This window comes from Hypericibacter sp. (assembly GCF_050729195.1).
GTDB lineage: Bacteria > Pseudomonadota > Alphaproteobacteria > Dongiales > Dongiaceae > Hypericibacter.
Genome location: NZ_JBOHKS010000028.1, coordinates 1 through 18,216, shown reverse-complemented (window position 1 = coordinate 18,216; position 18,216 = coordinate 1). Strand labels below are relative to the sequence as shown.

General features: G+C 65.6%; 23 protein-coding genes. 11 read left to right on the top strand and 12 right to left on the bottom strand.

What is annotated here, in order from left to right:
- From ACREE8_RS02120 to ACREE8_RS02100, 5 genes are all read right to left on the bottom strand, one after another.
- Positions 1-267, bottom strand: a 267-nt coding sequence (locus tag ACREE8_RS02120; protein ID WP_431571326.1) for a hypothetical protein, incomplete at its 3' end; no start/stop codon positions are given.
- A complete protein-coding gene (locus tag ACREE8_RS02115) occupies positions 248-514 on the bottom strand; it encodes an acyl carrier protein (RefSeq protein WP_431571325.1) in 267 nt (88 codons plus the stop codon). The genes ACREE8_RS02120 and ACREE8_RS02115, both read right to left, overlap by 20 nt.
- Positions 514-792: a phosphopantetheine-binding protein gene (locus ACREE8_RS02110; RefSeq protein WP_431571324.1), complete on the bottom strand. Its 279-nt coding sequence runs from the start codon at positions 790-792 to the stop codon at positions 514-516. Before ACREE8_RS02110 ends, ACREE8_RS02115 begins: the two co-directional genes overlap by 1 nt.
- Complete coding sequence (locus ACREE8_RS02105; protein ID WP_431571323.1) at positions 767-1,531, bottom strand: lysophospholipid acyltransferase family protein; 765 nt, start codon at positions 1,529-1,531, stop codon at positions 767-769. Before ACREE8_RS02105 ends, ACREE8_RS02110 begins: the two co-directional genes overlap by 26 nt.
- The gene (locus ACREE8_RS02100) at positions 1,515-2,252 is read right to left on the bottom strand and encodes a beta-ketoacyl synthase chain length factor (RefSeq protein WP_431571322.1); all 738 of its coding nucleotides are present in this window, start codon (positions 2,250-2,252) and stop codon (positions 1,515-1,517) included. Before ACREE8_RS02100 ends, ACREE8_RS02105 begins: the two co-directional genes overlap by 17 nt.
- 273 nt (positions 2,253-2,525) lie before the next feature.
- Here ACREE8_RS02100 and ACREE8_RS02095 point away from each other — a divergent pair, with 273 nt between their 5' ends.
- From ACREE8_RS02095 to ACREE8_RS02070, 6 genes are all read left to right on the top strand, one after another.
- Positions 2,526-3,206, top strand: coding sequence for a 4'-phosphopantetheinyl transferase family protein (locus ACREE8_RS02095; protein WP_431571321.1), 681 nt, complete (start codon positions 2,526-2,528; stop codon positions 3,204-3,206).
- Positions 3,207-3,284: 78 nt separating this feature from the next.
- Complete coding sequence (locus ACREE8_RS02090; RefSeq protein ID WP_431571320.1) at positions 3,285-3,674, top strand: lipoprotein; 390 nt, start codon at positions 3,285-3,287, stop codon at positions 3,672-3,674.
- Between the two features lie 74 nt (positions 3,675-3,748).
- A complete protein-coding gene (locus tag ACREE8_RS02085) occupies positions 3,749-4,138 on the top strand; it encodes a lipoprotein (protein WP_431571319.1) in 390 nt (129 codons plus the stop codon).
- Between the two features lie 95 nt (positions 4,139-4,233).
- Positions 4,234-4,623: a DUF2946 family protein gene (locus ACREE8_RS02080; RefSeq protein WP_431571318.1), complete on the top strand. Its 390-nt coding sequence runs from the start codon at positions 4,234-4,236 to the stop codon at positions 4,621-4,623.
- A 57-nt stretch (positions 4,624-4,680) separates the two neighbouring features.
- A complete protein-coding gene (locus tag ACREE8_RS02075; protein WP_431571317.1) occupies positions 4,681-5,220 on the top strand; it encodes a YcnI family copper-binding membrane protein in 540 nt (179 codons plus the stop codon).
- Positions 5,221-5,278: 58 nt separating this feature from the next.
- Positions 5,279-6,850 (top strand): copper resistance protein CopC, encoded by a 1,572-nt coding sequence (locus ACREE8_RS02070; RefSeq protein WP_431571316.1) that lies wholly within the window; start codon positions 5,279-5,281, stop codon positions 6,848-6,850.
- A gap of 106 nt (positions 6,851-6,956) precedes the next feature.
- Here the strand turns inward: ACREE8_RS02070 and ACREE8_RS02065 are convergent, their stop codons facing one another.
- Both ACREE8_RS02065 and ACREE8_RS02060 read right to left on the bottom strand, forming a co-directional pair.
- Complete coding sequence (locus ACREE8_RS02065) at positions 6,957-7,184, bottom strand: hypothetical protein (protein ID WP_431571315.1); 228 nt, start codon at positions 7,182-7,184, stop codon at positions 6,957-6,959.
- A 35-nt stretch (positions 7,185-7,219) separates the two neighbouring features.
- Entirely contained in the window at positions 7,220-7,510 is a 291-nt protein-coding gene (locus tag ACREE8_RS02060; protein WP_431571314.1) for a TetR/AcrR family transcriptional regulator, read from the bottom strand.
- 217 nt (positions 7,511-7,727) lie between these two features.
- Between ACREE8_RS02060 and ACREE8_RS02055 the strand changes: the two genes are divergently transcribed.
- On the top strand, positions 7,728-9,071 hold the full coding sequence (locus ACREE8_RS02055) for a tetratricopeptide repeat protein (protein ID WP_431571313.1): 1,344 nt from the start codon (positions 7,728-7,730) through the stop codon (positions 9,069-9,071).
- Positions 9,072-9,103: 32 nt separating this feature from the next.
- Here ACREE8_RS02055 and ACREE8_RS02050 read toward each other — a convergent pair whose 3' ends face one another.
- The 4 genes from ACREE8_RS02050 to ACREE8_RS02035 all read right to left on the bottom strand — a co-directional run bounded on the left by ACREE8_RS02050 (position 9,104) and on the right by ACREE8_RS02035 (position 12,594).
- Positions 9,104-9,991 (bottom strand): alpha/beta hydrolase, encoded by an 888-nt coding sequence (locus tag ACREE8_RS02050; RefSeq protein WP_431571312.1) that lies wholly within the window; start codon positions 9,989-9,991, stop codon positions 9,104-9,106.
- Positions 9,992-10,004: 13 nt separating this feature from the next.
- A complete protein-coding gene (locus ACREE8_RS02045; protein WP_431571311.1) occupies positions 10,005-10,772 on the bottom strand; it encodes an alpha/beta fold hydrolase in 768 nt (255 codons plus the stop codon).
- 79 nt (positions 10,773-10,851) lie between these two features.
- Positions 10,852-12,141 carry an amidohydrolase family protein gene (locus tag ACREE8_RS02040; protein ID WP_431571310.1) on the bottom strand — a complete coding sequence of 430 codons (1,290 nt, stop codon included), beginning with the start codon at positions 12,139-12,141 and terminating at the stop codon, positions 10,852-10,854.
- Positions 12,142-12,159: 18 nt separating this feature from the next.
- The gene (locus ACREE8_RS02035; protein ID WP_431571309.1) at positions 12,160-12,594 is read right to left on the bottom strand and encodes a DUF1636 family protein; all 435 of its coding nucleotides are present in this window, start codon (positions 12,592-12,594) and stop codon (positions 12,160-12,162) included.
- Between the two features lie 295 nt (positions 12,595-12,889).
- Here ACREE8_RS02035 and ACREE8_RS02030 point away from each other — a divergent pair, with 295 nt between their 5' ends.
- Genes ACREE8_RS02030 through ACREE8_RS02015 form a run of 4 tightly spaced genes read left to right on the top strand, consistent with a single transcriptional unit; the run spans position 12,890 to position 17,342 of the window.
- The gene (locus ACREE8_RS02030; protein WP_431571308.1) at positions 12,890-13,951 is read left to right on the top strand and encodes a LacI family DNA-binding transcriptional regulator; all 1,062 of its coding nucleotides are present in this window, start codon (positions 12,890-12,892) and stop codon (positions 13,949-13,951) included.
- Positions 13,948-14,907, top strand: coding sequence for a C-terminal binding protein (locus tag ACREE8_RS02025; RefSeq protein ID WP_431571307.1), 960 nt, complete (start codon positions 13,948-13,950; stop codon positions 14,905-14,907). The genes ACREE8_RS02030 and ACREE8_RS02025 overlap by 4 nt, the downstream gene beginning before the upstream one ends.
- 58 nt (positions 14,908-14,965) lie before the next feature.
- Positions 14,966-16,288, top strand: a complete 1,323-nt coding sequence (eno, locus tag ACREE8_RS02020) for a phosphopyruvate hydratase (protein WP_431571306.1) — start codon at positions 14,966-14,968, stop codon at positions 16,286-16,288.
- 22 nt (positions 16,289-16,310) lie between these two features.
- A complete protein-coding gene (locus ACREE8_RS02015) occupies positions 16,311-17,342 on the top strand; it encodes a phosphotransferase family protein (RefSeq protein WP_431571305.1) in 1,032 nt (343 codons plus the stop codon).
- A 16-nt stretch (positions 17,343-17,358) separates the two neighbouring features.
- Here ACREE8_RS02015 and ACREE8_RS02010 read toward each other — a convergent pair.
- A partial coding sequence (locus ACREE8_RS02010) for an SMP-30/gluconolactonase/LRE family protein (protein ID WP_431571304.1) occupies positions 17,359-18,216 on the bottom strand: 858 nt, incomplete at its 5' end.

Below are 18,216 nucleotides of genomic sequence, written 5' to 3'. Positions count from 1 at the left end.
GGCCAGGATCGCGAAGCCGGCATTCCAGGCCAGCAGCGAGACCAGGACGAGTGCGGCGATGGCGAGCCCAATGAGCCAAGGCCGTCCGTCCGGCCCCCTCATCGCCAGCAGCCGCAGACCGATCAGGCCCAGCGCGATCACGATAAGCAGAGGCGGCTGCAGGAACGACATTCCGGAATAGGCCTGGCCGAAATAGACCAGGAAGGGATAGGCCACCCCTCCCGCGGCCGCGGCCAGCAGCCACGGGCTATGGTCGGGACGCCGCATTCACAGACAGCAGCTCTTCGACGCAATCGACCACGTCGCCCACGGTCCGGACGGCCTTGAAGGCCTCCGGCCGGATGCGCTGGCCCGTCACTTCCTGAAGCTTCACGACCAGATCGACCGCATCGATGCTGTCGAGGTCGAGATCCTGATAGAGCCTTGCCTCAGCCGTTACCCGCTCCGGCGGAATCTCGAACATCTCCGCGAGAAATTCGCGCAGCTGATTCAAAATGGATTCGCGCGACGTCATCACCCACCCCTTTGGCTATCAATGAAACGTGCCAGGCTTCGTACGTTGGCGAAATGCGCCTTGACCTCATCGTTCACTGTTTCGAACTTGATGCCGTATTGCCGGCGGATGGCGACCCCCAACTCCAATGCGTCGATCGAATCGAGCCCCAAACCCGATCCGAACAACGGTTCGTCGCTGTCGATTTCCCCCGGTGTGATGTCCTCGAGTTTGAGTGACTCGATGATCAGTTTCTTGACTGCCAGTTCCGTCTCAGACATTCGCAAGCCGTTCTGCATAGTAAGCTTCCATACGCGCCACAAGCCGCCTCGAATCCATGCTGCGATAGCGGTCGGTCATGTAGCCGTCCGCCTCCAGGCACTCGCCGACCACGACCCGAAATGTCGGGCGCGTTGCCGGAACCACCCACCACCGCTCCCCCTTCGTGAGAGTCGGCGGATCGCAGGTGATCACCACCGGCAGGATTTCCACCTGGGTCAAGGTGGCGATATTGGCAAACCCCCGATGGAAGCGCGGCATGACCCCCGGCCGGCTTCGCGTCCCCTCGGGAAAGACGATGATATTGCCACCTTCGTCAAGCGACCGGCGGCAGGCCTCGATCAGTGCGCCACCCTCGAGGTCGTTCCGGATATATTCCGCCCGGCGCATGACGCCGCCGAGAAAGGGATTGTTCCAGAGTTCGTGCTTGATGATGCATTGCGCGTTGGGCGTCAACGCCATCAGGATCACCACGTCGAGCAGCGAGGGATGGTTCGCGATGATCAGGCGCCCCTGACAATGCCGGAGTGTCCCCCGGCCCTCGATGTCCAGCCGGATCAAGCCCAGCCCCCGCAGCATCGAGAGATAGATGCGGAAGACCCCGCGAAGGAGCCCCTGGACCCGCTGACGACGATGATGCGGGAACCAGCCCAGCACCGGAAGCACCACAGCCGCCAGGACGCTACCCCCCAGAAAGAAGCAGGCGAAGGCGAAGCCGGTGGCGGCTTGGCGATAAAGATGCTCAAGCGGCTTCAGCAAGACGCCTCCACTGCCATTCCTGGCGCTCGCCTTGCCACGAGGCCTCCGTTGCTTCCGTCAGGAGGAAGCGCAAAAAGGCCAGTCCCGGCGAAGGTTCAGCGTCGCCCTTGTCGCGCGGTGTGCAAGTCCCGAGCCGGAGCCCCTCTCCCGCTCCGGCAGAGGACAGCGAAAGGGCCATGGCCAAGGGCTGTGCCGCCCCACGATCGAACCAATCGTAAGGCGCCGGCAAAGGCTCGTCATAATAAAGGAAGATAACGGGCTCCGATGGCCGCTCCTGGAGGCAGGCGACCGCCTCCAGAAAGCCGAAGCCGAAGCTGTCGGGCCCGGCGGCCACGGCGACATGTCCCTGGCGATTGCCCTGGGCGATCGACAGGAGGCCGACCAGTGCATGATGGACGGACAGCGTGAAATCCGCCGGCGACACGGTTTCGCCGATGGCCAGGGTCTCGAGGATCGACAAGGTCCGCCCGAACTCGCCATGGCGCGACGCCGACACGATGCGGGAGCGGGCGGCATCGGGCAGTCCCCAGGCGCAGCGCAGCGCCGCCTGCCCGAGCGGGCTGACTCGCCGGCGCAGGCTCATCGGGACCGGCGCTGCAGGCACCGGCGACGTTTCAACCGTCCCGGCGCGTCCAGTCGCCCATTGACGCCAGGCCGCCTCGCTCTCCAGGCCTGGGGTCCAGGCGGCCCAGCCGCGAATATGGAAAGGCAGCGCGCTCACAGACTGCACGTCACGGTTGTTGCGGCCGCTGCAACGGCCAAACTCTGAACTGTTTCGGCTTTTCGGATCGGCCCGTTGTATTTCCCACTCGAATCAATGGGACCAGCCAGCACAAACCCTTGGCGCCGCGGCCCTGCGACAGGCTTCGGCATGATCTCTCCCACACAATGAGGCTTACAGGGCTCCCAGACATACCCCGCCTCATCTCACTATAACGGTTCGGCCTCAACCGCTACGATTATAGGTCACGCCCGAGACAGGTCAGGAAAAAAGATGGCGGGAACCTCCGTCGCGATGGCTCTCATGACCCTGGGATCGGCCAGTGCCGACGCGCTGATAGCCCAATGGATAACGCAAGAGGACCGGGCCCAGTTCTCGAAATATCGGCGCCCGGAGGCCCGAGCCGCCTCGCTGCTGGCCCGCGCCGCCCTGAAAGCCCTCCTGGCGCACCAAACCGCGGAGAAAAGCTGGGTATTCAGCCATGATTCCACAGGCAAATTGCGGGTGACCGCGCCCGGCATGGCCGGCATGGAGGGCTCGATTTCCCATAGTGGCACCCGTGTCGCCTGCGCCGTCAGCCGGGTCGGCCCGATCGGGATCGATATCGAAGCGCACAGGCCCCGGGCCTATGACGCCATCGCCCGTTACGGTTTCGGCTCTGGCGAACAGGCCCAGGTGACCCGCCTCGGCGCGCGGGCCTTCTACCGTATCTGGACCCTGCGCGAGGCCATGGGCAAGGCGACCGGGGAAGGCCTTGCCCTGGCCACCGACGGGGTCGACCGCGTCGACCCATCACCGGAGAAAGGCTGTTGGGTTTCGCAGCCGGCGCAGGGTCCCGCCTGGCGACTGGCCCATGAGTTCCTCGAGCCGGATTACAGCCTCGCGCTCGCACTTCCGGGCCGAGCGCCGGATTGGCGGCCAGACGCGATCGTCAGGGTGGATCTTCCCGGATAGGGCTGGCTCTACGGGCGGTTGAAAAGCGGCAGTCAAACGGCTAATGAAAGTCGTACCGCCTGAGAGAGGGAGCCCTTGATGAAGAGAATTCTCGCCCTGCTCGTCGCTACGGTCATTCTCGCGAGCTGCTCATCAACCCGGCCGATCTACAACGTCGAGGATCACCCGATCCCCGCGGCTGCCCAAGACCTGCCGCTCGATCGCATCGGGGCTCTCATCATCGAAGCCGGTCAAAAACGGAACTGGGTGTTTCAAAAGGCGGGAGCGGGCCATCTCGTCGGCACTCAAGCCGAATCGAAATACATCGCCGTCGTCGACATTTTTTTCGATCAGAAGAGCTATCGAATCCAAAAGAAATCGACCACCGGCCTCTCCGACGCGAACGGCATGATCGACCGGCACTACAACAACTGGATCCATTACCTCGAAAACGACATCCAAGCGCAACTCGCCAAGGCCACGCCCTGACGCGTATGGCCGATTGAAAGCTCGGGCTCGAACGGCTAATGAAAATCGCATGGCTTGGAAAGAAGGAGCCTTCGATGAATCGGATCCTCGCATTGCTGGTCGCCACCCTGATCCTGGCGGGCTGCATGCCCAATCAGCCGCTCTACAATGTCGACAATCATCCGATCCCGGCGGCGGCGCGCGACCTGCCCGTCGATCGCATCGGGGCGCTCATCATCGAAGCCGGCCAGAAGCGGAACTGGACCTTCGAGCAGACGGGAACCGGGCATCTCGTCGCGACCCAGGCCGATCCCAAATACACGGCGGTGGTCGACATCTATTTCGACCAGCAGAGCTACCGGATCATGAAAAAATCGACGACCGGCTTCTCCGATCGGAATGGCTGGATCAGCCGGCGCTATAACAATTGGGTCCATTACCTCGAGGGCGATATCGAGGAACGGCTGTCCACCGCCGCGTCCTGAAGCGGCCCGGACGGCCGGTTGTTAACCACATTGCTGGCCTCCGGAACCTCCGGGAGCCCGGCGACAGAAGCCGGGTTTCCCGGTAATCTGATGCCATGAACTCCGTTCGTCGATCGGCGCCGCTTCGGGGCCTTCGGATTGGGCTGATCCTCCTCCTGCTGCTCGGCGCGCCTCTCAATCTGGCGATGCCGGATGCTATGGCGGGGCCGGCGATGGGCGCCGCCATGACTGGCGCATCCGGTCAGGACTGCCCCGAGCCGGGATCCTCGGGCGGCAACCACGGCCTCCCTCACGACCATTCGTCCTTGTGCCTGTTCTGCACGGCACTCGGCGGTCCGAGCCTCGCCAGCGCCAGCGTCGAGCCGGCGTCCGAGATTTCGGTGACGCTTTTCGTCACCTTCTCCTTCGATCTCAGGGACAGGACGCTCCCGGACGAACGCTCCACACGCACGCAGTTTTCCCGCGGTCCTCCCGCGGTCGTCTGAACCGCCAAGCCTTTTCATCCCCGACGTTCGACCGACCGTTCCCCGAGGAGAATCCCGATGCGTGTCTCGCGACTTCTTGCCGCCGCTTGCGTGGCTGCCGGTGCTGCCTTCGCCATGACGGCGCCGGCCTTTGCCCATATCACTTTCGAAACGGCGGAAGCGCCGTCCAACGGCTTCTACAAGGCCGTGCTGCGCGTGCCCCATGGCTGCGACGGCACCGCCACCACGGCCGTGCGGATCCAGATTCCCGAAGGTTTCATCGTCGCCAAACCGATGCCCAAACCCGGCTGGCAGGTGACCGTGACCGAAGGCGACTATGGCAAGAGCTACGACTATGACGGCTCGACCATCAGCAAGGGCGTGAAGGAAATCGCCTGGAGCAACGGCAACCTGCCGGACAGCTTCTATGACGAGTTCGTGTTCCGCGTCCGCGTCACCAATATCGCACCCGGCACCAAGGTCTATTTCCCCGTGGTGCAGGAATGCGGCTCCAAGACCGAGCATTGGATCGAAATCCCGGCCGAAGGCAAATCGGACGACGATTACGAATATCCCGCGCCCGGCCTGACGATCGGCGCGCCCGGCGGCGGCGACTGATCGATCGGGAAACGGAAGCGGACGGGGGCGCCATGCCCTCGTCCCTTCCTCCGCTCTCATGCGACGCCTCCTGCCGGTCTTTCTGTTGCTGGCGCTGCTGCTGCCGAGCGGCGCGGCCTGGGCTCATGCCGTGCTGCTGGCGAGCTCGCCGGCCGCCGACAGCTCCCAGCCGCAATCGCCGACCTCGATCGACATCACCTTCAACGAGCCGATCCAGCTCCTGGCCCTCAAGCTGATGGATTCGACCGGTGCCGACGTGACGCCCGCGTCCCAGCCCGCCGTCACGGAAGGACTAGTCAGCCTGCCCCTCTCGACGGCGCTGCCGAAGGGGCGCTATCTGGCGAGTTGGCGGGTCGGGTCGCTCGACGGTCACGTCGTTTCCGGCAGCTTCGGTTTCGCCATCGGCGAGGCCGCCCTGCCCTCCCCGGTCGATCCCTGGGCGGCAGACGAAGGCTGGCACTGGCCCGGCTACGCGCTTCATGTGCTCGCCCGGATCCTGGCGCTGCTGGCCGCGGGCGGCGCACTGTTCCGGCTGCTGCTGAGGCCGACGGATCAACTCGTCCCCGTCCTGCGATCGCAGGAACGGCGCCTCGCCACCGCGGGGTTCGTGGCGCAGCTTCTCCTGATCGGCGCGCATGGGGCGATGCGCGCAGGATTGCCGCTGACCGGGCTGTGGGCATCGGCATCGTGGCAAGCCGCGTGGGCGGCGCCCAGCCTGTGGTTGGACGGCGCGCCCCTGCTTGGCTTCCTGATCGTGATCTTCGCCCATCGCGGGAGAATGCTGGCGTCGGTCGCGCAAGGTCTGGGGGCGCTGCTGGCGCTCGCGAGCTTCGCCGGCAGCGGTCACGTCCTCGCGGTCCTCCCGCCGATGCAGGGCCAGGCCCTGATGCTGCTGCACGGACTGACGGCCGCGCTCTGGATCGGCGCCTTCGATCCCTTACGCCGGGCCTTCGCGCGCGATGCCGGGCCCATGACGGTGGCCCTGTTCGATCGTTTCCAGCGGCTGGGGCTTGTCGCCGTCTCCGCGGTCGTCGCCAGCGGCGCCACCATGGCCTGGCTGCTCTTGCCCCGCTGGTCCAACCTCTGGGACAGCAGCTATGGGCTGACGCTCTCGGCGAAACTGCTGGCGGTTCTGACGATGCTGGCCATCGCCGCCATCAATCGCTTCTGGCTGACGCCGCGTGCGCTCGCCGGCAGCGCCGCCATGAAACAGCGGCTGCTCCTGGTCCTGCGGCTCGACCTGCTGGCGGCGCTGATCGCCGTGATGCTGGCGGTCGGTCTGTCACTGGGCCCGCCGCCGACGGCATCGCGTGTCTTCGAGTTCGCCGATGCTCAATATGTGATCACGGTGACCTTGAGCCCCGGACATGCGGGCGACAATGAAGCGAAGATTCGCATCGCCATGCCCGACGGCATGACGATCGATCCCAAGGCCGTCGAGGTCCGCGTGGAATCGCCCGCTGCCGGCGTCGAGCCCTCGACGCATCAGGCGTCGCAGATCGCGCCCGGCCTTTATCGCGTCCCGGCGCTCCCGCTCTGGGCGCCCGGCGACTGGAAGCTCCGGATCAATCTGATGATCGACGATTTCACGATGGTCACGCGCGACACCGACTTGACCTTGTCGCGTTAGCGCCTCGCCCTGACGGTCAAGTGGGACCTGGCAGGAACGCCGACTGGATGAAGCTGCGATAGAGCAGCACCTGCTGCGGCGGGATGCGCGTATCCTTCAGCGAGCGCTATAGGATGATGGCGCCTTCGACCAGGGTGGTGAGCATGTCGGCGGCGGCATCGAGATCGATGTCGAAGCGCGGCGGATGCCGCGCGACGATCTCGTCGAGATAGCCGCGGAACCGGCGGCGCCAGGCCAGCAACCCTTCCGCGTTGAGGTCCCTGATCTCACGATTGAAAAGTTGATCCTGATAGCAGATCGAGGCAGCCATGCAGCCAGGATGCACGTCCGTCATGTTGCTCAGCATTTCGGCAAAGAGCCGCAAGGCGATCAGGAAGCGGTGCAGCGGGTCGTCATGCAGCGCGCGCGGCCGAAGATGTCCTCGAGAATGGTGCGGTCGCGTTCGAGGTAGCGCTCCAGCTGGGCCTTCGCCAGGTCGCTTTTGTCCTTGAAGTGGTAGAAAAATCCGCTCTTGGTGATGCCGGCGCCCGCCACCAGCTCGTCGATCGAGGTGGCGCCGAATCCCTTCTGCAGCACGGCCGCTTCCGCCAGATTCATGATCCGGTCGCGCGCCGAGGGTTTGGCTCTCGGATTCGGGCCTTGGGTCTCGGTCATAGTCATGATTTGGACTTTACCACAGGTACAGTCGGGTTGGCATTTTGTCCTATCGCTGCGTGAAATTAGGGCGCTAACTCCTTGTCGGATTTGGGTCCTGCTCGCCGGTCCGCGGCTATACTGCAAGTCGGCTGGATCGGACAACCGCGAAGCGTATCTTCCGACTCCCCACGAACGACCCGCCGGCGCATGATCGGCGGGTGCAGAAGACAGGAGATGTTCGATGACGCGCAAAGACAAATGGGGCAACCCGGTTTCGCATATCTCAACCGATGCCGTGGCGCGCCTCGAGCGCGCGACCGAGCTGTTGGCTTGTTACCAGACCGATCCCGTCGCGGAGCTGGATGCCGCGCTGGCCGAGCATCCGGACCTGATCATGGCCCATGCGATGCGCGGCGCGATCATGACGACCACGACCGACAAGGCCTTCGAGGGCGAGGCCGCCAAGAGCCTGCTGGCGGCCGAATCGCTGGCGCGTCATGCCAATGACCGCGAACGCGGCCATATCGCAGCCCTTCGGGCTTGGCATGACGGCGAGTTCGAGCAGGCGGTCGAGCAATGGGGCCGCGTTGCCGTTGCTTATCCGCGCGATCTCACCGCCATCCAATTCGCGCATCTGGGCGATTTCTTCCTGGGCTATTCCGCCATGCTGCGCGATCGCATCGCGCGCGTGCTGCCGCATTGGGAGGCGTCCGTGCCGGGCCGCGGCTATGTGCTGAGCATGCACGCCTTCGGCCTCGAGGAGACCGGCGACTATGCCCGCGCCGAGGAGGCCGGCCGGGACGCCATCGCGCTCAATGGCAAGGATGGCTGGGGCGTGCACGCCGTCGCGCACGTCATGGAGATGCAGGGCCGGGCCCGTGAGGGTGCGGCATTCCTCCAGGACAGCGCCGATGTCTGGGCGCCCGGCAGCTTGTTCTCGTTCCACAACTTCTGGCATCAGGCGCTGTTCCATCTCGACCAGAACGACGCGAAGGCGGCTTTGCGTCTCTTCGACGAGAGGATCTCGGCCGGCAATTTCGGCCAGGCGCTGGAATTGGTGGACGGGTCCGCCCTGCTCTGGCGGCTTTCCGCCCTCGGACATGATGTCGGCGAGCGCTGGAAGGACCAGGCCGACAAATGGGAGACCCGGATCGAGGACGGTATTTACGCCTTCAACGATATGCACGCCATGATGGCCTTCGTCGGCGCTGGCCGGAACGAAGCGCGGGCCGCCTTGATCGCTACGGTCGAGCGTGTCGCTGCCGGTGGCCGCGGCACCAATGCGATGATGACGCGCGAGATCGGGTTGCCGGCGGTCAAGGGCATCGACGCCTTCGGCCGTGGGGACTACCGGACGGCCCTCGATCTGATGCTGCCCTTACGCGGCAAAGCCAGCCGCTTCGGCGGCAGCCATGCGCAGCGCGACGTGTTCTCCTGGACTCTGACGGAAGCGGCCATCCGCGCGGGCGATCGCGCCCTGGCCGAGACGCTGGCGGCCGAACGGCTGGGGCTCAAGCCGGAGAGCCCGCTCAACCGCGACTGGCGCAGCCGCGCCCGCGATCTGACGGCTCCGAAAGCCGCCTGACTACTCTCGGCGGCGTGAGGGCTGGACCGCCCTCACCCGCCGAAGCTGCGGCGGATATGCTTGAGCTGCAGGTCGATCAATCCGCATCTCGGATCGCGGAGCTGATTGACCACGTCGAAATGGTCGAGCTTGTCCGGGACCACGAGATCGACCGACTGGCCCAACCGCTGATAGAGCGCCTTCATGTCGGCCGACTGCCGGTGGAACTCGTCGGACTCGTCCTTGGCCACGACCAGCAGCAAGGGCGCCTTGACCGGATAACGCTGCCGCAATGGGCTGTGGGCCTGGACCTGGCTCGAGGTCAGATGGAGTGTCTTGTCGAGGAACGACAGCCGGATCGGCTCGAGGTCGAAGATCCCGCCGATGGCGCAGGCTCCCGCCACCACCTTGGCCGGCAGCCCCGGCGCGAAGGACGGCCAGTCGGTCGCCAGCAGCATCGCCGCCAGATGACCGCCCGCCGAGTGCCCCGCGACATAGATGCGGTCGCGGTCGCCGCCGAACTCCGCCGCGTGCTGCCAGAGCCAGGCGAGCGCCGCCCGGTTCTGATGCATGATCTGATCCATGCTCCCATGCGGCGCCAGGATGAAGTTGTTCACCACCGTGGTGAAGCCATGCGGCTTCATTCCGTCGGCGATGTAGCTGTAGTCGGACTTGTCGAGCGAATACCAATAGCCGCCATGGATGAAGACATAGATCGGCGCGCCCTTCTGGTCCGCCGGAAAGATGTCGATCTTCTCCTCGGGCGTCGGGCCGAAGGGCACGTCGATGATGGCGCGCGTCCCGGCCCGCGTCACCTCGCTCCAATGCTGCCAGGATTGGAAATGCTCGCGATAGTTCGGGAAGCGCGCGCGGTTGTTGTACTGCGCGTCGAGAGCGGCCTGGTCATATTGACGATAGATGGCCTCGGTCACCTCCGGCACGTGCGGTCGCTCCTCAGCTGGCTCGAGAGTAGAGAAGATTGAAGATGGCCTCGCTGACGGCTTCGGCGCGCTCCAGCGGAGTCCAGTGGCCGCAACGGCCGAGCACATGGAACTTCGAGCCCGCCAGCGCGTCGGCCACAGTCTTGGCCGTAGCCGGGGGCGAGGTCGCGTCCTCGTCGCCCGTCACCACCACCGAGGGGCAGCGCAGACCCGAGAGATCGGCGGCCTGCGTGCCCGCGACAGCTTCGCAGGTCTGCGCATAGCCTTCCGGATCCTGGCGCATCACCAGCTCGCGGATGAAGCCCGCGACCTCCGGCCGATGCGCCTTGGTCGAGGCCGAGGTTCCCATCTGGACCGTGATGTCGGCGATCGCCGTCATGCCCTCGGCGCGCGCCTTCGCGGCGCGGTCCTTCAAGGCCTGGCGCATTGGATCGGCCGGCGCCCGGATCGGACCGAACAGCGCGAGGCTGCGGACCTTGCCCGGATTCTTCGCCGCCAGATGCTGGCACAGCACGGTGCCGTAGGAATGGCCGACGAAATGCGCGGACTCGATCTTGAGCTCGCTCATCGTCGCCAGGATGTCCTCGACCAGGCTCTGCGTCGTGACCGGTCCATGGGCCTTGGCGCGGCCCGAGCCCGCCAGATCCTGGCGCACCGTCGTGAAGAACCGGGTCAGGATGCCGACCTGCGGCGCCCAGACATTGCCGGTGCCGCCCAGACCATGGACCAGGATGACGGGATCGCCCGTACCTGCAACTTCAACCGTGCTGCCGATCGCCATATTCAAAAACCTTCCTTGATTCAGAAATGAGTCAGCGGGCCCCGGGTGATCCCGAGGCCCGCTGTAGATCCGTCTTTCCTTACTGCCAGACCGAGACGACCTGCTTCTGTCGCTGGACCGCCTCCGCTGAAGCACCCGGCCGCTTGTGATAGGCGCCGTCCTTCATGATCATGATCAGGTTGTCGCGATCCTGGAGGATCTTGACGTTCTCGACCGGGTTGCCGCGCACCAGCAGCAAGTCGGCGAGGTAGCCCTCCTTGATCAGGCCCAGATCCGGCATGTCCATGATCTGGCCGCCGAGCTTGGTGGCGGCGCTCAGCGCCTCGGCGGGGGTGAAGCCGATGATGTTGACGAAATGCTCGAGGTCGCGGGCATTGGTGCCGAGCGGATTCCAGGCGAAGCCGTAGTCGCCACCGGGCAGGATGCGCATGCCGCGCTTGCGCAGCTCGCCATAGGTCTTCGAGCAGTTCTCCAGCATGGTGTACATCTCCATGTGGTCGGCGACAGCCTTGGTGATGCCCCAGGGCTCCGCCTCATAGGCGGTCGTGTAGATGATGCCGATCGCAGGCGCCAGGAAGATGTCGTCTTTCGCCGCCTCCAGCAGATCGAAGGTTTCGCCTTCGATGAAATCACAGTGATAGATGACGCGGAAATTATGCTTCAGCGCCAGCTTTACGGCCCCATTGGCGCGCGCATGGCAGGAGAGCCAGGTGCCACGCGAATGGCATTCCTCGGCAGCCGCGGCCACCTCGGCCTCGGTGTAGGAGCATTCGCGGCCGAACTTGCGGCGCACGAAATTGTCGCCCGAGATGTTGATCTTGACCGTATCGACGCCTTCACGGATGCAACGGCGGACCGTGGTCCGCACCGCATCCGCGCCGTCGGCAATCAGCTCGATGCCGGTGTGATACATATGGTCCTGGCGCTCGTCGCCGAGACCACCGGTTGCCGTGATCTCCGGCGAGGCCGCGCGAATGCGGGGGCCCGGGAAGCGGCCGGCATTGATCGCATTGCGGACCACGACCTCGGTGCGCATCTTCGCGGAAGCCGCCGAATAGAGGCTGGTGAAGCCCGAATCGAGCAGCAGCTTGGCGAATTCGAGCGTCAGCAGGGTGTGCTCTTCCTGCGGGATCTCCCCCAGCTCCTTCAGCTTGCCGATATTGGTGAAGGTGATGTGCGAATGGGCCTCGGTCAGGCCCGGCATCAGTGTGTTGCCGCCGCCGTCGATGACCTCGACGCCATCGCGCGAGATGCCGCCGCCCTTGGCGACGGTCTTGATGCGGTTGCCCTCGAGCAGAACCTCGCCTGGAAAGGGTTGGGTTCCCTCACCGTCGAAGATGCGGACGTTCGTGAAAAGTTGCGGCTTCATGGTTTTTGTTTCCTCCCCTTAAGCGACAGGCTCACTTGGTACGGGATGCAACGACGGCGCGACACCGCCGGCAAATGGCGAAGGCAGCCCTGTTGACGGCAAGGTCTTGGGATTGGCGAAAGTCGGCGAGCGCGCGGTGATGTGGCCCCGCAATCCAGGCGGCAGCGCCTCCTCCGCGAGATAGCCGTCGGCAGAACCTTCATAAAGCTGCAATGCCGCGACGAGATCGTCGGCATGGTCCGCAGTCAGCGTGCTGAAACGGATTCGCCATTTTCCCGGCGCATCGAACGCAACCGCACAAGGCTTCGGGCAACCGCCGACACATTCGACCAGCAGCAGCTGCCATTCCTGGGTCGTGTCCGCGTCGGCCAGCAATTCGCGCAAATTCCGGCGCAACTCCATTTCGGGAGCGCCTCCGCGCGGACAGGTCCGACAAACCGATAGCGTGTGCATCTGTCCAGGATCCTCCCTCGGGCGCCCCGATCCAGGCGGAGCCGCAGCTTGACGCCGTCTTGCCCTTCAGTCCGATGGTTTATTGCACCGGTCATGCACACGTGTCCAGCGCAAAGTGTCTGCCTCCGGCCAGGATCGAAAATCTCGCAGCGCGGCAAATTTTCGCACTGTAATATCACTCAATAACTGTGCAAATTTTCGGCAGCAGATCGCCGCGGGCCGCGCGACGGCCGCAGTTGTCCTTGTGATTGCTGCACACGTGTGCAACCATACGCCGCGGTTGGGGAAGGGCTGCATGGCTGGTTTGCGGAAATCCGGAGACGTGACGATCAAGGACATTGCCGCTGCGCTCGGCATTGCCCACTCCACCGTCTCGCGCGCGCTCAACGACCATCCGCATATCAATCCCGAGACCAAGGCGAAGGTGCGCCGCGCGGCGCAGGAATTGGGATATGCCGCGAATTCCGGCGCCCGCATGATGCGCTCGGGCGCCAGCCGCCTGGTCGGCCTCATCGTCCCCGACGTGCAGAACGAGTTCTACAACGCGGCCGCCAAGATCATGGCGGACTCCTGCGCCCGCGAGGGCTACCAGCTCGTGCTTGCCGTGTCGGAAGACGATCCCGAGAAGGAGTTGCAGCAGGTCCAGGCCTTGCGCGAGGCGCGCGTCGCCGGCGTGCTGGTGGCCGCGACCGCAAGCCCGCGCCGCGACACCGTGCAGATGCTGAAGCAGCTTCCGACCGTGCAGTTTCTGCGCCGTCATCCCGGCATCGCCGGCCATACGGTGCGGGCCGACGATGTGCTCGGCATCTACAAGGCGACCGAGCATCTGCTGGGCCTGGGCCATCGCCGCATCGGCTATGTCGGCGTGACCGAGCAGCTCAGCACCGGCCGGGCGCGCGCCGATGGCTACCGCCTCGCCTATGGCGATGCGCGGCTCAAGGTCAATGCCGGGCTGATGCGGCTGGGCGCCCCTCGCCCCGAATTCGGTCATGAGGCCCTGGTCGAGCTCTGCGGTTTGCCGACGCCGCCGACCGCCATCGTGGTGGCGAGCCCGCGCCTGATGCTGGGCGTGCTCGAAGGGGTCAATGCGCTGCGGCTGTCGGTCCCTGAGGATCTTTCCCTGGTGGCCTATAGCGATCTCGACTGGTTTCAGGTCTGGCAGCCCGCGATCACGGCGGTGGCGCTGCCGGTCGCCGACATGGCGGCGACGGCGGCCCTGCTGCTGTTCCGGCAGATCCAGCAGCGTGGGCCCGAGGGATCGGGATCGAGCACGCCCTTCGAGCCGCTGCTCAATATCCGCGGCAGCAGCGCCTCCCTGCGCGTCGCGCTCAAGCCCGTGAAGAGTGCCCGGCGATGAAGACGGTTCTCCTGACCGACTATGCCTGGCCCGACCCCGAGGTCGAGCGCAGCGTGATCGAGAGCGCGGGCTTCTCGCTGGCGATCGGCCCGGCCAAGGCCTCTCCTCCCGCCGCCATCGTGGCGCTCGCCAAGCAGCACCGTCCGGTCGCAATCATGACCTGCTGGGCCGAGGTCACGGCGCCCGCCATCGAAGCCTGCCCCGATCTCAAGATCGTGCAGCGCATCGGCGTCGGCCTCGACAATATCGACCGCGTGGCCGCGGCGGCGCGCGGCGCCCTCGTGACCAACGTGCCCGACTACTGCGTCGAGGAAGTGTCGGACCATGCGGTCGGCATGCTGCTCGCCTGGGCGCGCGGCATCGTCGCCTTCGACCGCGAGGTCAAAGGCGGCAAATGGGATGCGGCCGGCGCCAAGCTCCGGCGCGTGAGCGACCTGACGATCGGCATCACCGGCTTCGGGCGCATCGGCCGGCGCACGGCCGCCAAGATGCAGCCCTTCGGCTCTCGCGTCCTGGTCTATGATAGATATCCGCCGAGCGGCGGCTTCCCGGAGGGCGTGACCGGTGTCGATAGCGACAGGCTGCTCTCCGAGAGCGATGTGGTCATCCTGCATCTGCCGCTGACGCCGGAGACCCGCAATTTCATCGACGCGGCCTCGCTCCGGCGCATGAAGCCCGGCAGCCTGCTCATCAATGTCAGCCGCGGCGGCCTGGTCGACAATGACGCACTGCTGCAGGCGCTGGAGAAAGGTCCGCTGGGTGCTGCCGCCCTCGACGTGGTCGAAGGCGAGCCCAACCCACCCCGTGCCTTGATCGGCCATCCCAAGGTCATCGCCACGCCGCATATCGCCTTCGCCTCGACCGCCTCGGTGCTGGAGCTGCGGCGGCGGTCGGCGGAAGAGGTCGTGCGCGTCCTGACCGGCCAGAAACCGCATCATCCCTGCCCACCTCCGTGAGGGCGCGGAACTCGCAGAACTTAACGACGAAGAAGATGACTCGCAGCAAGAGGACGTGATGGCAGAGACCACCATCGTAGCAATCAAGGGGCGCCAGATCCTGGATTCGCGCGGCCGCCCCACGGTCGAGGCCGATGTCGAGCTTCGCGGCGGTGCGATCGGCCGCGCCTCCGTGCCGTCCGGCGCCTCCACCAGCCTGGCCGAGGCCCATGAGCTGCGGGACGCCGATGCCAACCACTATTTCGGCCGGGGCGTCGGTCGCGCCGTCGGCAATCTGCGGGGTGAAATTGCGGCGACGGTCACGGGGCATGATGCCGAGGACCAGGCCGGGCTCGATCGCCGCATGCGCGATCTCGACGGGACGGCACAGCTCGAACGGCTCGGTGCCAACGCGATCCTGGCCGTTTCGCTCGCCGCCTGCCGCGCCGTGGCCAATGCCAAGAAACAGCCGCTCTATCGCCGCATCGCCGATCTGACCGGCACCAAGACGCCGATGCTGCCGCTGCCGATGGCCAATATCTTCAGCGGCGGCCTTCATGCCGGCCGCGGCATGGATCTCCAGGATTTCCTCGCGATCCCGCTCTCGGCGACGGATTACGCCTCGGCGCTGCATGCGATCGTCAAGGTGCGCGATGCGGCCGAGGGCGTGGTGCAGCGTCATGGCGCGCCCGTCCTGCTGGCCGACGAGGGCGGCCTCAGCCCCGGCTGCCGCTCGGCCGAGATCGCGCTCGAGCTGATGGTCGAGGCGATCGAACGGGCCGGCTTCAAGCCGGGCCAGGATATCGGCATCGCCATCGACGTCGCCGCCACCTCGCTGGTCGACGCCGACGGGCGCTATCATCTCGCCCGCGAGGAACGCGACTATTCCAGCGCCCAGATGATCGAGACCGTCGAGCGCTGGGTGCGGAAATTCCCGATCGTCTCGGTCGAGGACGGGCTGCATGACGAAGACTGGAGCCATTGGCCCGAGCTGACGAAAAGATTGCGCCATATCCAGGTCGTAGGCGACGATCTCTTCAGCACCAATCCGGTGCGTATCCGCCGCGGCATCGAGATCGGCGCCGCCAACAGCAGCCTGATCAAGGTCAACCAGAACGGAACACTGAGCGGCACCTTCGAAGCGATCGCTATGTCGCATCGCGCGGGCTACGCCACGGTGATTTCCGCCCGTTCCGGCGAGACCGCCGACAGCTTCATCGCCGATCTCGCCGTGGGTGCGCTCGGCGGGCAGATCAAGATCGGCTCGGTCCGGAACATGGAGCGGCTCGAAAAATACAACCAGCTCCTGCGCATTGCCGAGGATTCCGAGGTCGGCTATGCCGGCACGCGGTTCCTCGCCTGCGAAGCCCGAAAGCCCGCGGCCAAGGTCGCGATCGCCTGACCTTGCTCATGTCGAGAGTCCGATGACCTCCCAGGCTCCTGTCGAGACCAGCGGGGCGACCCCGGAGTTTCCGGAAACCATGCGCCGTTTCATGGAGCGGCTCGGATTCGGCGCGAAGCCGGACCGGGCCTTTCCGCTCACCGGCGGCGTCTCCTCCGACATCTGGTTCGTCGAGGCCAAGGGCCGCCGGCTCTGCATCAAGCGGGCCCTGCCCGCCTTGCGCGTCGCCGCCGACTGGCGGGCCCCCGTCGAGCGCAATCATTTCGAATATGCCTGGTTCCAGCGGGTGGCGAAGATTCTGCCCGACGCGGTGCCGCCTTTGGTGGGGCATGACGAAGCCGCGCAGATGTTCGCCATGGCCTTCCTGGAGCCCGAGGAGAACCCACTCTGGAAACGCCATCTGCTGGACGGCAAGATCGACCCTGCCTTCGCCGGCCTGGTCGGTGAGAAACTCGCCGCGATCCACGCCGCCACGGCGGGCGATCCCCAAACCGCGGCCGGCTTCGCCACCGATGCCAGCTTCCATGCCATCCGGCTCGAGCCCTATCTCGAGGCGACGGGCCGGGTTCATACCGATTTGATGCCGCAGATCGAGAAGCTGGTCGCCACCACGGCCGCGACCAGGCTCGCTTTGGTCCATGGCGATATCAGCCCGAAGAACATCCTGATCGGCCCGAAGGGCCCGATCTTCCTCGACGCCGAATGCGCCTGGTATGGCGACCCGGCCTTCGACCTCGCCTTCTGCCTCAACCATCTGCTGCTGAAATGCATCCCGGTGCCGGCGGGTGTCGACCGCCTGGCGCAATCCTTCGAGCGCATGGTCATGGCTTATCGCGGACGGATCGTTTGGGAGGACCCGCCCAGATTCGAACGGCGCTGCGCGGCGCTGCTGCCGGGGCTCCTGCTGGCGCGCGTCGACGGCAAGTCGCCCGCGGAATACATCACCCAGGACAAGGACCGCGACATCATTCGCTCGGTGGCGCGGCCCCTGATCGCCGAACCGGTCGCGACGCTCCTCGAAGTCAGGAATCGCTGGCTTCAGCGCTTCCGGTAGGCGGCCCGGCGTCGCCTCAGCCGATATGGCCCGGGAATAGCGGCAACCCTTCGACGCCCTCGAGCTCGACGCGCCAGAGCGCGCCACCCATCGAAGGCTCCGTCGTCAATCCCGGCTTCCCGCCATCGGTCACATAGAGCGTGCTGCCGACGAAGGCACAGTTGGTGGGTATGAGCCCGATCATCATGCGCTCGACATAGGTCCCGTCCTGGCGTGCGATGTCGATGCCACCGCAATCGACGCCCGTGACATAGAGGTCGCCATTGGCCGCGATCTTGAACCCGTCGGGCACGGCTGGCGGCGGCAGGATGCAGAGCTCGGTCACCTTGCCGGCGGGACTGCGGCGCTTGACAGCACGGCTGTAGGATTCGACCCAGACCAGGCTGCCGTCGCGATCAACGCAGATCCCGTTGGGGAAGACCGGCGGCAATTCTTCGAGCAGGACGCCAGTCCCGTCCGGCTTCAGCGCGCAGATGAAGCCGACATTCGATTTGCCGACCGGGTCATAGGCGCCGCCCGGATCGGTGAAATAGAGCCAGCCATCGGGACCGAAGGCGAGATCGTTGGGCGCCAGCAGCTTGTGGCCCTCGACCTCAGTCGCCAGGATCTCGACCTTGCCCTGGGGCGTGATGCGCTGGATCGAGGGCGGACGCTGTTGTGCGGCGCGCCAGGGCCCGATCTTGCCGCCATTCTGCGTCACATAGAGATAGCCGTCCGGAGCCGCGAGCACGGCATTGGGACCGCCGCCGACATCGGCGAATTGCCGAACGCCGATACCGGGGGTCCAGACCGAGACCTGGCTGCGATAGCTCTCGACGAACAGGATGCGGCCATCGGGCAGCGGCGCCGGCCCTTCGGGCCAGCCGAGGCCGGA

What these genes read in the sequence shown, in the direction of transcription:
- ACREE8_RS02015 (WP_431571305.1), top strand. Translation starts at nt 16,311, where the DNA reads ATGACCTCCCAGGCTCCTGTCGAGACCAGCGGGGCGACCCCGGAGTTT.
- ACREE8_RS02085 (WP_431571319.1), top strand. Translation starts at nt 3,749, where the DNA reads ATGAATCGGATCCTCGCATTGCTGGTCGCCACCCTGATCCTGGCGGGC.
- ACREE8_RS02115 (WP_431571325.1), bottom strand. Translation starts at nt 514, where the DNA reads ATGACGTCGCGCGAATCCATTTTGAATCAGCTGCGCGAATTTCTCGCG.
- ACREE8_RS02070 (WP_431571316.1), top strand. Translation starts at nt 5,279, where the DNA reads ATGCGACGCCTCCTGCCGGTCTTTCTGTTGCTGGCGCTGCTGCTGCCG.
- ACREE8_RS02055 (WP_431571313.1), top strand. Translation starts at nt 7,728, where the DNA reads ATGACGCGCAAAGACAAATGGGGCAACCCGGTTTCGCATATCTCAACC.
- ACREE8_RS02030 (WP_431571308.1), top strand. Translation starts at nt 12,890, where the DNA reads ATGGCTGGTTTGCGGAAATCCGGAGACGTGACGATCAAGGACATTGCC.
- ACREE8_RS02090 (WP_431571320.1), top strand. Translation starts at nt 3,285, where the DNA reads ATGAAGAGAATTCTCGCCCTGCTCGTCGCTACGGTCATTCTCGCGAGC.
- ACREE8_RS02095 (WP_431571321.1), top strand. Translation starts at nt 2,526, where the DNA reads ATGGCGGGAACCTCCGTCGCGATGGCTCTCATGACCCTGGGATCGGCC.
- ACREE8_RS02035 (WP_431571309.1), bottom strand. Translation starts at nt 12,594, where the DNA reads ATGCACACGCTATCGGTTTGTCGGACCTGTCCGCGCGGAGGCGCTCCC.
- eno (WP_431571306.1), top strand. Translation starts at nt 14,966, where the DNA reads ATGGCAGAGACCACCATCGTAGCAATCAAGGGGCGCCAGATCCTGGAT.
- ACREE8_RS02080 (WP_431571318.1), top strand. Translation starts at nt 4,234, where the DNA reads ATGAACTCCGTTCGTCGATCGGCGCCGCTTCGGGGCCTTCGGATTGGG.
- ACREE8_RS02025 (WP_431571307.1), top strand. Translation starts at nt 13,948, where the DNA reads ATGAAGACGGTTCTCCTGACCGACTATGCCTGGCCCGACCCCGAGGTC.
- ACREE8_RS02060 (WP_431571314.1), bottom strand. Translation starts at nt 7,510, where the DNA reads ATGACTATGACCGAGACCCAAGGCCCGAATCCGAGAGCCAAACCCTCG.
- ACREE8_RS02065 (WP_431571315.1), bottom strand. Translation starts at nt 7,184, where the DNA reads ATGACGGACGTGCATCCTGGCTGCATGGCTGCCTCGATCTGCTATCAG.
- ACREE8_RS02110 (WP_431571324.1), bottom strand. Translation starts at nt 792, where the DNA reads ATGCAGAACGGCTTGCGAATGTCTGAGACGGAACTGGCAGTCAAGAAA.
- ACREE8_RS02045 (WP_431571311.1), bottom strand. Translation starts at nt 10,772, where the DNA reads ATGGCGATCGGCAGCACGGTTGAAGTTGCAGGTACGGGCGATCCCGTC.
- ACREE8_RS02075 (WP_431571317.1), top strand. Translation starts at nt 4,681, where the DNA reads ATGCGTGTCTCGCGACTTCTTGCCGCCGCTTGCGTGGCTGCCGGTGCT.
- ACREE8_RS02040 (WP_431571310.1), bottom strand. Translation starts at nt 12,141, where the DNA reads ATGAAGCCGCAACTTTTCACGAACGTCCGCATCTTCGACGGTGAGGGA.